The organism is Alteromonas sp. S015 (genome assembly GCF_036864485.1).
In the GTDB taxonomy this organism is placed as follows: domain Bacteria; phylum Pseudomonadota; class Gammaproteobacteria; order Enterobacterales; family Alteromonadaceae; genus Alteromonas.
The window spans coordinates 909,656-923,281 of sequence record NZ_JAZETO010000001.1 but is presented as its reverse complement, the minus strand read 5'-3'; the positions used below and the strand labels follow the sequence as shown (position 1 = coordinate 923,281).

Annotated in this window: 14 protein-coding genes; all 14 read left to right on the top strand. The window is 46.0% G+C overall.

Annotation, left to right across the window (positions count from 1 at the left end; genetic code table 11):
• Positions 1 to 5: 5 nt before the first annotated feature.
• Entirely contained in the window at positions 6 to 1,343 is a 1,338-nt protein-coding gene (locus tag V7R42_RS04015; protein WP_334018912.1) for a sigma-54-dependent transcriptional regulator, read from the top strand.
• 240 nt (positions 1,344 to 1,583) lie between these two features.
• The gene (fliE, locus tag V7R42_RS04010) at positions 1,584 to 1,919 is read left to right on the top strand and encodes a flagellar hook-basal body complex protein FliE (protein ID WP_334018911.1); all 336 of its coding nucleotides are present in this window, start codon (positions 1,584 to 1,586) and stop codon (positions 1,917 to 1,919) included.
• 12 nt (positions 1,920 to 1,931) lie between these two features.
• Entirely contained in the window at positions 1,932 to 3,626 is a 1,695-nt protein-coding gene (fliF, locus tag V7R42_RS04005) for a flagellar basal-body MS-ring/collar protein FliF (protein WP_334018910.1), read from the top strand.
• 12 nt (positions 3,627 to 3,638) lie between these two features.
• On the top strand, positions 3,639 to 4,679 hold the full coding sequence (fliG, locus tag V7R42_RS04000) for a flagellar motor switch protein FliG (RefSeq protein ID WP_014975903.1): 1,041 nt from the start codon (positions 3,639 to 3,641) through the stop codon (positions 4,677 to 4,679).
• Positions 4,680 to 4,718: 39 nt separating this feature from the next.
• Positions 4,719 to 5,501, top strand: a complete 783-nt coding sequence (fliH, locus tag V7R42_RS03995; protein WP_334018909.1) for a flagellar assembly protein FliH — start codon at positions 4,719 to 4,721, stop codon at positions 5,499 to 5,501.
• A complete protein-coding gene (gene fliI / locus V7R42_RS03990) occupies positions 5,494 to 6,828 on the top strand; it encodes a flagellar protein export ATPase FliI (RefSeq protein WP_334018908.1) in 1,335 nt (444 codons plus the stop codon). Before fliH ends, fliI begins: the two co-directional genes overlap by 8 nt.
• Before the next feature lie 72 nt (positions 6,829 to 6,900).
• A complete protein-coding gene (gene fliJ, locus V7R42_RS03985) occupies positions 6,901 to 7,347 on the top strand; it encodes a flagellar export protein FliJ (protein WP_334018907.1) in 447 nt (148 codons plus the stop codon).
• A 350-nt stretch (positions 7,348 to 7,697) separates the two neighbouring features.
• A complete protein-coding gene (locus V7R42_RS03980) occupies positions 7,698 to 9,836 on the top strand; it encodes a flagellar hook-length control protein FliK (RefSeq protein ID WP_334018906.1) in 2,139 nt (712 codons plus the stop codon).
• Between the two features lie 229 nt (positions 9,837 to 10,065).
• A complete protein-coding gene (gene fliL, locus V7R42_RS03975) occupies positions 10,066 to 10,605 on the top strand; it encodes a flagellar basal body-associated protein FliL (RefSeq protein WP_334018905.1) in 540 nt (179 codons plus the stop codon).
• A 27-nt stretch (positions 10,606 to 10,632) separates the two neighbouring features.
• Positions 10,633 to 11,691 (top strand): flagellar motor switch protein FliM, encoded by a 1,059-nt coding sequence (gene fliM / locus V7R42_RS03970; RefSeq protein WP_334018904.1) that lies wholly within the window; start codon positions 10,633 to 10,635, stop codon positions 11,689 to 11,691.
• Between the two features lie 17 nt (positions 11,692 to 11,708).
• Positions 11,709 to 12,116, top strand: a complete 408-nt coding sequence (gene fliN, locus V7R42_RS03965) for a flagellar motor switch protein FliN (RefSeq protein ID WP_334018903.1) — start codon at positions 11,709 to 11,711, stop codon at positions 12,114 to 12,116.
• 28 nt (positions 12,117 to 12,144) lie between these two features.
• Positions 12,145 to 12,597 (top strand): flagellar biosynthetic protein FliO, encoded by a 453-nt coding sequence (gene fliO, locus V7R42_RS03960; RefSeq protein WP_334018902.1) that lies wholly within the window; start codon positions 12,145 to 12,147, stop codon positions 12,595 to 12,597.
• Entirely contained in the window at positions 12,590 to 13,345 is a 756-nt protein-coding gene (fliP, locus tag V7R42_RS03955) for a flagellar type III secretion system pore protein FliP (protein WP_334018901.1), read from the top strand. Before fliO ends, fliP begins: the two co-directional genes overlap by 8 nt.
• An 8-nt stretch (positions 13,346 to 13,353) precedes the next feature.
• Positions 13,354 to 13,623 (top strand): flagellar biosynthesis protein FliQ, encoded by a 270-nt coding sequence (gene fliQ, locus V7R42_RS03950; protein ID WP_105930194.1) that lies wholly within the window; start codon positions 13,354 to 13,356, stop codon positions 13,621 to 13,623.
• The last annotated feature ends 3 nt before the right edge of the window (positions 13,624 to 13,626 follow it).

Genomic DNA, 13,626 nt, shown 5'->3' with positions numbered 1-13,626 from the left:
GAATAATGTCTAAAACTACCATTTTAATTGTTGAAGATGACGCGGGTCTACGCGAAGCACTCCTGGACACCCTTTTACTGGGCAACTACGAGGTTGTTGCGGCTGACTGTGCTGAAGAAGCGTTAACGGTATTATCTTCGCGCTCCGTCGATTTAGTGGTTAGCGATATCCAAATGGGCGAAATGAGCGGTTTAACGCTACTTAAAAGTGTTAAGGCCAAGTACCCCAATATGCCGGTGCTATTAATGACTGCTTATGCCACTATTGATGATGCCGTGCAGGCAATGCGTGATGGAGCAACCGATTACCTATCCAAGCCGTTTGCTCCAGAAGTGCTGCTTAATTTAGTGGGGCGCTACGCGCCAGCTCAAAAAATAGAGTCACGTACACCGATCGTTGCCGACCCTTCAAGCCTGAAGTTACTTGAGCTTTCTCGCAAAGTTGCTAAGTCTGATGCCACAGTGATGGTAATGGGACCAAGTGGTTCGGGTAAAGAGGTACTGTCTCGCTATATTCACGACCAGTCGCCGCGTTGTGATGCGCCTTTTGTCGCTATCAACTGCGCTGCTATTCCAGAGAATATGCTGGAGGCGACCTTGTTCGGCTATGAGAAAGGTGCTTTCACCGGCGCGATTCAAGCTTGCCCGGGTAAATTTGAACAAGCCCAAGACGGAACGCTGCTACTTGATGAAATAACTGAAATGGATTTGGCGCTTCAAGCAAAGCTGTTGCGTGTTTTGCAAGAGCGTGAAGTAGAGCGTCTTGGCGGGCGTAAGACCGTTAAGCTCAACGTTCGTGTTATCGCTACCAGTAACCGAGATTTGAGAAAAGCAGTAGATGCGGGTGAGTTTAGAGAAGATTTGTACTACCGCCTGAATGTATTCCCTATTGAGTGGCGGCCCTTATCTGAACGTCCCGGCGATATCGTACCTCTTGCCGAGCATCTTGTTCAGCGTCACGCAAGCTCTCAAGAGCTTGGCAGTATCAGATTTAGCGCTGCTGCACGCAATAAGCTGTCACAATACAGTTGGCCAGGCAATGTTCGTGAATTAGAAAATGTGGTTCAAAGAGCGCTTATTTTGTGTGAAAACAACGAAATCGATGCTAGCGATTTGATGATTGATGAAGATACCATTGCGCCAGTTGAAACGGTACAAGAGCATGTAGAAGAAAATAGGTTAGGGTCAGAGCTTCGTTACCAAGAGCACCAAATCATCCTCGATACACTCGTGTCGTGCAACGGTAAGCGCAAAGATGTGGCAGAGAAGCTGGGTATCAGCCCTAGAACCCTCCGTTATAAATTAGCGCGCATGCGTGAAGATGGTATCGAAGTCCCCGCATAAAACTGTTTTCTAAGCCCTCCATTTCCCGTCCTTATCCGTCGCCTTGTTAGTGAAAAAGGCGGCGGTTTTTTGTTGCTCCGGTCAACTTAAACGCCATAAAATTGGCTCACTCTCTTATTTTTACGCTATCTATCTGATAATTATGGTCTTTTAAAGTTGGCAAGGCCTTTGCTTTCTCACTCCTATAAATCAGTTATTCGCCGGTGTTCAGGCGGTCTCGAAAAAGCACTAGGAGTGGTTATGGACGTTAAAGCCAATAGTTTGTATCAAGAAATGCAGAACATGATTGGACAGACTCGTCTTCAAGTTAATGAGCTTCAACAGCAGCCGCTGAGTGAAGTTAATAGCTCGGCAAGTGATTTCTCGACCATGCTAAAGAACGCGGTAGATGGTGTAAACGGCATGCAGCTTGAATCGAAAGAAGCTCAGCAGCGCTTTGAAATGGGCGACCCTAGCTTAAGCTTAGCCCAAGTCATGTTAACAAAAGAAAAGGCGGGTATTGCTTTTGAAGCCACTGTGCAAGTGCGTAACAAGGTACTTGAAGCCTATAAAACAATAATGAATATGCCAGTGTAGGTGGGGTAGGTTATGGCTGAAGCAACAGGTACAAACCTTACGGTTCCTGATCAAAATCAAGCAATGGACGATGAGCCAGAGAATAAATCTGGTTTTATGGACTCCTTAGGTAGCACAGATATGATGCGTCAAATGGCCCTGGTGGTTGTTTTGGTAATCTGTGTGGCTATCGCTATCTTCATTGTTATATGGTCGCAAGAGCCTGACTATCGACCGCTTGCGAAGATGGAGACCCAAGAGCTTATTGAAACTCTCGATTATATGGATGCAAACCAGATCGACTATAAGCTTGAAGGCAATATTGTTTATGTAAGAAGTGATGAATTTCAAAACATCCGTTTAGGTATGACCCGCCAAGGCTTAACTAAAGCCTCAGACGCAGGTACCGATATTATCATGCAGGATATGGGGTTTGGTGTAAGTCAGCGTGTTGAAATGGAGCGTTTAAAACATGCTCGAGAGCAACAAATAGCAGCGACTATTGAAGATATAGCAAGTATTCAAAAAGCGCGAGTATTACTGGCAATGCCCAAAGAGAACGTGTTCGCGCGAAGAGAAAAGAAAGCATCGGCAACGGTTGTGCTAACCGCTAAACGTGGTGCAGTAATAGCAGGTGAAGAAGTGGATGCGGTAGTTGATATCGTAGCCTCTGCTGTTCAAAACATGGAGCCATCTAAAGTAACGGTAACAGATAGCAATGGTCGTCTGCTGAATTCGGGTTCACAAGATTCTATGAGTGCCCGTGCCAGAAAAGAATACGAAATCGAGCGCCAGCGCGAGCAAGAGTATTTAGAGAAAATTGATGCGATATTGATTCCAGTATTGGGCATAGGTAACTACACAGCACAAGCTGACGTTGCGATGGACTTTACTGCTATGGAGCAGACCCAGCGTAGCTACAACCCTGATTTACCTGCCGTTCGCAGTGAAATGATCATGGAAGAAAACAGTGTTGGTGGTGGTGTTGGTGGTATTCCTGGCGCATTGTCAAATCAGCCACCGTTAGATTCCGATATTCCAGAAAATGCGGTGGGCGGCGGTCAGCAAACTATGCCTGGACGTTCAGCAAAAGAATCGACCCGTAATTACGAACTTGATACCACTATCAGTCATACCAAGAAACAGACTGGGGTTATCCGCAGGCTAAGTGTCTCTGTCGCGGTAGACTACACCCAAGTTGCGGGTGAAGACGGGGCAATGACACCAACGCCTCGGAAACAGGAAGAAATACTGAACATTCGCAGACTATTACAGGGTGGCATTGGCTTTGACGTTACCCGAGGTGACTCGCTAGAAGTCGTCAGCGTACCTTTTACCCGTATGGATGCAGGTGAAATTGAAGATGTGCCGCTTTGGGAACAGCCTGGATTTCTACCAATTCTTAAGCTAGTTGTTGGTGGTTTGGTTATAATAGTGCTTATCATCTTTGTGATTCGACCTATGCTGCGTCGTCTTATCAACCCTGACGAGTCTAACGACGCCGATGAATTTGATGCGGACGAAGGTTTAGACTTAGGTGATGATACCATTAGCATGTTAACGTCCGACTTTGACGAAGGGCAGGTGGGATTTGCGCCAGATGGCTCACTCATGTTGCCTGACCTGCATAAAGATGAAGATGTACTTAAAGCCGTACGTGCCCTTGTGGCTAATGAACCTGAATTATCAGCCCAAGTAGTGAAGGGCTGGTTAATGCAAGACGAGTAGTGAGATAAGATTATGGCTGAAGAACTTGCCAATGTTGACGAGCCGTCATATGACGTCAGTAAATTAGAAGGCGTAGAAAAAGCGGCCATCTTGCTGCTGAGCTTGTCTGAAGAAGACGCCGCGCAGATATTAAAACACTTAGAGCCTAAACAAGTACAAAAACTTGGTACTGAAATGGCGAAAGTGGATGATATGACGCAAACCAAAATTACGGCGGTTCATAAGCATTTTATTGAAGAAATTCAGAACTACAGTACCATTGGTTTCCAAAGCCAAGACTTCGTAAAACGTGCGCTAACCGCCGCGTTGGGTGAAGATAAGGCCGCCAACCTCATTGATCAAATCCTTATGGGAAGTGGTGCAAAGGGACTAGACTCATTGAAGTGGATGGATTCTAAGCAAGTAGCGAGCATTATTCGCAACGAGCACCCGCAGATTCAAACGATCGTATTGTCTTATTTAGAGCCTGAACAAAGTGCTGAGATTTTGGCGCAGTTCCCGGAAAAAGTGCGACTCGATTTACTTATGCGAATTGCCAACCTAGAAGAAGTTCAGCCGGCTGCACTACAAGAGCTGAACGAAATCATGGAGAAACAGTTTGCAGGTCAAGCGGGTACACAAGCAGCCAAAATGGGCGGCTTGAAGTCTGCGGCGAACATCATGAACTACCTAGATACCGCGATAGAAGGTCAGTTAATGGACGCAATCCGCGAGCAAGACGAAGAAATGAGCCAACAAATACAAGACCTGATGTTTGTATTCGACAATTTAGTCGATGTAGACGACAAGGGCATCCAGGCCATACTGCGCGAAGTGCAGCAAGACGCGCTGCTTAAAGCCATTAAAGGTGCTGACGAAGAGCTTAAAGACAAAATTATGCGCAACATGTCCAAGCGTGCTGCTGAAATGCTTAACGATGACTTGGAAGCGCTGGGTCCTGTGCGTATTAGTGAAGTGGAAACGGCCCAAAAAGAGATCCTTTCTGTTGCCCGTCGACTTTCTGACTCTGGTGAAATCATGCTTGGTGGTGGGGGTGGTGAAGAGTTCTTATAAGAGCGCTAACTCCGTCACTTATTTAGCCTAGGTATATATATGACTGCCAAAAAAAGTTTCAGCGAAAACGAAGTAAATGAAGCTAAAAAATGGGATTTACCCTTCGTCGACGACCCTACTGCGCCAAGAGACAATGAACCGACAAACGCGTTAAATAAGCGTTCTGATTGGAAGTATGAGCCGCCTGAGGTCGAGGAGGAAATTAAACCGCCTACCGCTGAAGAAATAGAAGCCATACGTCAGGCTGCATATGACGAAGGCTATCAGGAAGGTAAAGAAAAAGGCTTTAATGATGGCAATGCTCAAGGCCTTGAAGCCGGTTTTACTGAAGGTAAGGAACAAGGTTATAACGAAGGGCTACAGCAAGGGTTAGAAGAGGGACGCCAGCAAATGGCTACTCAGGCTGAGGTGTGGCAGATGCTCGCCGAGAAGCTTCACGACCCCCTTTCACAAGCCAACGATGAAACCCGCGACCAACTAGTGAAACTTGCCGTTACCCTAGCTAAAGCGGTAATTAAGACAGAGGTGAGTGCTAATCAACAGGTAATACTTCAAGCATTAAGCGAAGGTATTAAGGCGTTGCCAGTTAATCAAGCTGACTATCAAATTCATATGAACCCTGAGGACATTGAATTGGTAAAAGCGCATTTTGGCGAAGAATACATTACCAAAAAAAGTTGGAATCTTGTTGAGGCTCCAGCAATGGAGCGTGGTGGTTGTGATATTACCACTTTGCAGAACGCCGTGGATGTGTCGATTGAGCGTCGATGCCGCAACGTTATCGATAAATTTTTATTAAACCAAGGGTTGTCAGATGACTAGTCCTTGGCATACGCATTTTGAGTCCCTCACTAAACAGATTGCGTCGCCCCCCGTTGTAGCCGCCGGAAAATTAGTGCGTGGCATAGGATTAACGCTTGAAGCAGTGGGCTGTCAACTGCCGGTGGGAAGCCAATGTTTAGTGCAAACCATCGAAGGCGAAATAGAAGCTGAAGTGGTCGGCTTTGGCGATGATATTACCTACTTAATGCCCACCGAAGCGGTGCGTGGTATTGTCCCGGGAAGTCGTGTAATGCCCCTAAACCGACAAAGCGGCTTGCCGGTTGGAATGGGGCTACTGGGACGCGTTGTAGACGGCAATGGTCAGCCACTTGACGGTCTGGGCGAAATCAATGCCGAGGCCCGTGCCCCAACAACTCGTCCTCCAATGAATCCGCTTATTCGTCGTCCGATTAATACCCCTATGGATGTTGGCGTACGTTCCATTAATGCATTAAACACAGTTGGCGTCGGCCAGCGAATGGGGCTTTTCGCTGGAAGTGGCGTGGGTAAAAGTGTATTGCTTGGGATGATGACAAGAGGCTGTGAAGCCGATGTGGTTGTTGTCGGTCTTGTGGGGGAACGTGGCCGAGAAGTGAAAGAGTTTATTCATGAAATATTGACGGAAGAAGAACGCAAACGCGCAGTTGTCGTAGCGGCCCCAGCAGACACTTCACCGCTTATGCGGTTAAAAGGGTGTGAGACCGCGGTTACCATCGCCGAATACTTTCGTGATAAAGGTATGAAGGTTCTATTGCTGATTGATTCGTTAACCCGTTATGCCATGGCACAGCGTGAGATTGCCTTGGCTGTCGGTGAACCACCGGCCACAAAGGGCTATCCGCCGTCAGTATTTGCTCGGTTACCCGCGCTGGTAGAGCGAGCAGGTAACGGCAGTGAGCGTCAAGGTTCTATCACAGCATTCTACACTGTATTAACTGAGGGTGACGATTTACAGGACCCGATTGCCGATGCAGCTCGTGCGATTCTGGATGGTCACGTGGTTTTATCGCGTGCCCTTGCCGACAGCGGCCACTACCCTGCTATTGATATCGAAGCGTCAATAAGCCGCGTAATGCCTATGGTGGTAAGTGAAGAACATCAGTTGATGGCGCGTCGTATTCGTCAGGTGTATTCAAACTACAAACAGAACCAAGATCTTATTTCTATCGGCGCTTATGCGAAGGGATCTGACCCCCGCATTGATCTAGCTATACGTGCTGAACCTGCAATTAATGCTTTCTTACAGCAAGGAATGAAGCAGGTCTTGCCTTATGATGAAAGCTTAGAGGGTATGGCTGCGCTGGCCACAGGCTTGGGGCAAGGCTAATGTGCGCAAACGCAGTAAGATTAAAGCGAGTGGTATTGATAAAGTCAGCAACGTTTGGCAAGGCAGCACACGATGTCTAAACAACTAGAACGTTTAGCGGAGTTCGAGCGCGAAAAAGAGCAGCGAGAAGCGCGATACTATCAGCAGGCTCAACAGAACGTTAATCAGCAAAAGCAAAAATTAACGAGTCTCGAACAGTACCGCATCGACTATATAAAAGGTATTCAGCAAACGGGGCAAGCAGGTGTTACTGCGACGTATTATCAGCAGCATTTATCCTTTGTTGGAAAATTGGATAAAGCTTGTGAGCAACAGATGCAAGTCATTGCTCGCGCGCAAATGGCAGCCGATCAGCGCAAGCAACTGTGGCTCAAACAACAGCAAAAAGTGAAGGCCGTTACCTTGTTGCTTGATAAGAAGAAGTTAGGAAAGCAGAAGAAAGAAGCCAAAGCAGAGCAGGCCATGATGGATGAGTTTGCCACCCAACGGTTTTTCAGAGCTAAGCGCTCTCCTTTTTGATAATTAGTCGAACCTTTAGTCACTTTGGCTCAACCCTTGCAAAACCAATACGAAATGTATTATCGCATCGGAATTACAGTGCAATGGATATTGTGATTTATCGGCGTTTCCTTGAGTGTTAATGCAACAATACTGCGTGGGAAACACAGGGAGATCGAGCGCATCGTATCGTGAAAGTTGATAGCAATTTACGCGAATAAAGTGAAGCTAAATCATTGTAATGTAAGTAAGTGTAGGTGGAGTTGCGAAAAACTGGCTTTGCGTGTTTTAAAAGACGCCCGGTAGATTATTCGCATCACATGATGTCTTCTTGTTAAAAGACGATTTTAAATGTAGGACGGTAGGACAATATGCAACAAGTTGCCGCACATAAAACAGACATTGCCGCATTACCTTTTTCTGCTTCTAGCACGGCTAAAGCAGTTGAAACAGGTATTGGAACCCAACAGGACGCAAGCGGTGAAAATAACCAGGCATTTAATCGGCTGTATCAGGAAGCGAAATCGAGAAAATCAGATTTTGTATTGAATGAAAAAGAGAGCTTACGCACTCAACCCCGCGAGACAAAAAGTTCAAGTAGCCCATCTTCCAACAATACTTCAGTCTCTGGGAAAACTGCGGAAAGCGCCAGAGATCGCGATGCGGAGCACACCACGCTTGCTACTGAAAAAGTTGAAACGGATATCCCTGCATCGGCCAGCGAGAAAGATAATGCTAATCTGCCAATTGATGAATCGGAAGATAACGCTGATAAAACAAGCGTAACCAATGCATTGCTCAATGAGGAGAGCGGTACAAAAGACGCTGAATCCGATATCAATGCTGAGCAAGGTGCATCAGACGCTAAGTCTGAGAACGATGAAAGCGAGCAAGACTGGGTGGCTTATGTAGAGACAGTGGCAAGCCGTTTTGGTAAGGGCGACCAAGTTTCAGATGACTCGGACACAAATATTGGCATGTCTTTGATCGCAGATGAGGCGGCTAGCGTCCTTTCTGTTAAAGAAAGGGGAAAGCTATGGAAACTTCCAGATGATATAGATGCCAGTAACGTCCAGTCGGTAATGGCACATTTACTGTCTCAGCTAAATGGCGACAGTAGTAATGATGAATTCTCTATCGAGTCTCTTTCAACTGAAGCACAACAAACGCTTAGTGCTTTAACGACGCTTTTACTTGGCGCTAACGCTGGAAGTAACAAGAATGCTGACGATAGTGAAGCTAACACCGAACTTTCAATGTTAATTACACAGCTTATGCAACAGGCAGAAAGCGCTGGTAATGGAGAGCGTGGTGTTGGCGAGGGCACTGAAGCAGCAAGTGAACTTGATGGAATACTGATAGACGTTAATAACCCGGCTGATGAATCCTTTGTGTTAAGTTTGATATCGGATGCGCTTAAAGAGAGGCAAGAATTGCCTAAAGATGAAGCAGCCTTACAAGCAGAAGCATTGCTCGCTGAGATGACCGCTGAGAACGCGAATAAAGGCAGTGGTAATGTTATTACTGAAGCCACAGGCACCGGTAAAACAACGTCATCTGACAAAGCGACAGTAACGAATACACAAGATACCATCCCTCAGGGTGTTGGATCTGGCACCTCCGGTGAAGCAACAGCTGAGCTACTAACCGCTATGAATGAACTTTCACCGCAAAGTGCGCAAAAAGCGACCGAAGCGTTTGCTGAGCGTGTTGTCGCGGGCATGCCAAGCGGTTCGCAACAACAGGCGGTAAAAACAAATATTATTGCCGGTATCAATGAATTTCAGGAACAAATACAGCAAGGCAGAGAGCCTGGCATTGATCTGTCATCTATTGTGGCAGATGCCGCAAAAGATGCGGCAGTAAGCACCGAAGCTATTGCTTCAATGACAGCTCGACTTGACAGTCAAGCCAGTCAATTTCTGAATTTAATGACCCAAGCGCAAGGCAGTGCGCAACAGACTTTCGCGAGTATGGTGGGGCAAACCGATACGGTAATTCAGGAAAATACCCAGCTTCGAGCTGAAGCGTCAAAATCTCAACAACAGTTTGAAGGCTTTGATAAAGCGGTCAACATTCATAAGCCGGAAGGGCAGCAGCAGCTAAACGAAAAAATTCGGTGGATGGTTAATGCGCGTAATACCATGGCGGAAATTCGTCTTGATCCGCCCGAATTAGGCAGCATGCAGGTGCGCGTAAACGTTGTCGGTGATGCGGCAAGCGTAAGCTTTGTTGTTCAATCTCAACAAGCAAAGGATGCGCTGGCAGATTCCATGCCTAAATTAAGAGAGATGCTTTCTGAACAAGGCATTGAATTGGGTGATGCGCAAGTAAGAAAGGATAATTCGTCGGGTAACGAAAGTGGCCAGCAACTTGCAGACAATAGCAATAGAAGCAGTGGTGGCGGAAACCGTGGAGAAAATGACGATTTAGACGAAATAGATGGTGCACGAATTATCGAGCAATCAATTTCGCGCGCAGCCAAAGGTGGAATTGATTTTTACGCTTAGGATTAAGCAAAACTATTATCAATAGGTAGCATGGAGAGATTATTTTAACACTGCTATGTTTTATGTATCTGTTTGAGGGTGCTAAGACAGGTCAATGAAATGTGCCACTTACCGTTGATGAGTCACTGTCGTTTTAGCATCGACCAAGCGTAGATGAGAAGAATGGCATTGCCATTTACGATGGAACATTGATAATACAGTTTTTCTTAATATTACTTATGAGTTACACATGGCTGACGATGAATTACAGGTAGAAGAAGGCGGTAAAAAGAAAGGCAAAATGATGTTGATCATCATTATCGCTGTTGTTCTTGTAGGTGGGGGAGCTGCCGCTTACTTCCTACTGTTTGCTGGCGGCGATGAGCCTGCGGCCGAGCAGCTGGCTGAAGCCGATGCCTCCGCCGCGGCAGCAAATACGCCGGCAGCGAGTACAGGGAATGCGGAGATGGGTACTGCACTGTACGTTGCGATGCCGAGGCCATTCGTTTTTAACGTGCCAGGCTCAGGGCGAGATAGACTTGTACAAATTAAAGTACAATTACTGGTGCGCGGCTCAGACAATGAAGAGCTGGCCAAGACACATATCCCGCTAATAGAAGGAACGTTACTACAGGCTTTTAGTATGTCAAATGCCGACGATCTGGTTACAGAAGCCGGTAAAATAGAGCTTCGCGAGCAAGCAGTGACGGAAGTACAGAAAGCATTGAAAGACATTACGGGTAGCGATGTGGTCGAACGCGTATTGTTTACTGGTTTTGTCATGCAGTAATGCATCGACTAAGTAAGGTAGAAGACGGTGAGTGATTTATTATCTCAAGATGAAATCGATGCCCTATTACACGGGGTAGATGATGTAGAAGAAGAAGAGGTTGGCGGTAGCGACTCTGATGCTTCTACACTCGAGTACGACTTCTCCTCGCAAGACAGAATAGTGCGTGGGCGTATGCCTACGCTTGAAATTGTAAATGAACGTTTCGCACGTCATATGCGTGTGAGTTTATTTAACATGATGCGACGCTCGGCTGAAGTATCGATTAACGGTATTCAGATGATCAAGTTTGGTGAATATATTCATACATTATTTGTTCCAACGAGTTTAAATATGGTGCGCTTCCGTCCACTTAAAGGTACGGGGCTCATTACTATGGAAGCCCGTTTGGTATTCATTTTGGTGGATAACTTTTTCGGCGGTGATGGTCGATATCATGCCAAGATTGAAGGCCGAGAATTTACGCCAACTGAGCGCCGAATTATCCAGATGCTGCTTAAAATAATCTTTGAAGATTATAAAGAAGCGTGGGCGCCAGTTATGGACGTGTCGTTTGAATATTTGGATTCGGAAGTAAACCCAGCGATGGCGAACATCGTGAGTCCGACTGAGGTGGTGGTCATCAGCTCATTTCATATTGAGCTAGATGGCGGTGGTGGAGACTTCCACGTATCGTTGCCATACTCAATGCTAGAGCCAATTCGCGAGCTTCTTGATGCGGGCGTTCAAAGCGACAAAGAAGATACGGACTTGCGCTGGAGTAAAGCGCTTCGCGATGAAATTATGGATGTCAAAGTGGCATTAACTACACATATGCTAGATGTTGATGTGCCACTTCGCGAGGTGATGGAGTTCAAGTCTGGCGATATTATCCCTGTGGAAATGCCAGAAACCATTACGGTATTAATTGAAGATTTACCCACGTTCAGAGCTAAGTTAGGTCGCAGTCGCGATAATTTGGCACTGAAAATTGTAGAAAAAATTGCAAGGCCGACTTCAGTGAAGTCTGAGCTGCAGTTATTAACCCGCGGTGGGCGTATTATTGATAATGACGCAGAACTGCAAGTACTCGAAGAAGACCTGTAAGGTAAAGGGGAGTTCCCATGAGTGAAGACGGTATGGACGATTGGGCAGCGGCAATGGCCGAACAAGCTGAATCTGAAGCGGAACAAGAGGGCGGCGATAGCGAAGACGTACAAGTTGCAGAACTTGACGAATTGACGGATGACGCACCTATTACACAAGAAGAAAAGAAAAAACTAGATACTATTCTAGATATTCCTGTGACTATTTCAATGGAAGTCGGACGTAGTCAAATAAGTATCCGAAATCTGCTACAGTTGAACCAGGGGTCTGTGGTGGAGCTGGATCGTGTTGCCGGTGAGCCACTAGATGTATTAGTTAATGGCACGTTGATTGCTCATGGAGAAGTAGTAGTGGTCAACGACAAATTCGGTATCAGATTAACGGATGTTATTAGTCAAATTGAGAGAATTAAGAAGCTCAGGTAAAATTTCTTATAAAGCAAGGGGTTGCGCCATGCTGCCCCTTTTGTTTAGCCAGATTGCTGTCGCGAAGCCGACACAATCAATTACCGACCCCACGTCGTTACTGTCAATTTTCCTTTCTTTGCTCGTTGTCATTGGTGTCATTTTCGCTCTTGCTTACGTGATGCGTCGATTTAATGTCACCGCCATGGGGGGAAATCAAATGAAAGTGGCGGCCAGTATGGTCGTTGGCACTAAAGAAAAAATAATGGTAATTCAGGTAGGTGAAGAACAGCATCTTATTGGTGTTACCAGTCACAATATCTCACATCTGAGTAAATTAGATAAAAATCTCGATATTCCTGTTAAAGGTGTAAATAAAATCATTGGCGAGCGCCAAAATGGCGCGGATGCGTTTAAACAGAAACTCGTTGCTGCAATGGCGGGAAAGCTCAACCCTAATATAGAAAAGAATACCGCAAAGGAAGAGTCACGAGATGCGTAAGTTTGCCTGGCTACTTTTATTACTCCCATTGTTACTTCTCGTTGAGCCAGCCTATGCTCAACAGGGCATTTCAGCAGTAACGGTTACCACTAATCAAGATGGTTCTCAAGACTACTCGATGACGCTTCAAGCGCTGTTCATCATGACAGCGTTAAGCCTTATTCCTGCATTTATCATGATGATGACCTCATTCACGCGTATCATTGTGGTGTTGTCTATTCTGCGCCAGGCTATTGGCTTACAGCAATCACCGTCGAATCAAATATTAATTGGTGTGAGTTTGTTTCTATCAATGTTTATTATGGCACCAGTGTTTGAAGAGGTGAATGAGCGTGCTTTACAGCCATACCTCAATGAGCAACTCACCAGTTTAGATGCGCTTGAGCAAGCTAAAGGACCCATGCGCGCGTTTATGCTCTCCCAAACAAGAGTAAGGGATTTAGAGACCTTTGTTCGGATAGCGGGACATGAAGGCAGATACGCTGATACGGATGAAGTGCCGTTAACCATTCTTATTCCCGCTTTTGTAACCAGTGAACTTAAAACCGCATTTCAGATTGGTTTCATGTTATTTATTCCCTTTCTCATCATTGATTTAGTGGTGGCCTCTATACTGATGGCTATGGGTATGATGATGCTCTCGCCTATGATTGTTTCTTTGCCGTTTAAACTCATGCTGTTTGTTTTAGTTGATGGTTGGAACCTTATTTTTGGTACTTTAGCGACCAGCTTCGGTATGGGCGTCTAGGAGGACTTATGTCACCAGAAGTCTTTGTAGAAATACTACGGGAAGCCATGTTTATGGTTATCGTATTGGTATGTGCGGTGATTGTTCCAAGCTTGATTGTGGGATTGGTGGTAGCCGTTTTTCAAGCTGCAACCAGTATCAACGAACAGACCATGAGCTTTTTACCTCGCCTGCTTGTTACGCTTTTGGCACTGAGCTGGGGAGGTAATTGGTTGGTGCAACAGCTCATGGATTTTACTTTCAGAATGGTTGATATGATCCCACAGGTTGTGGGGTAGAAG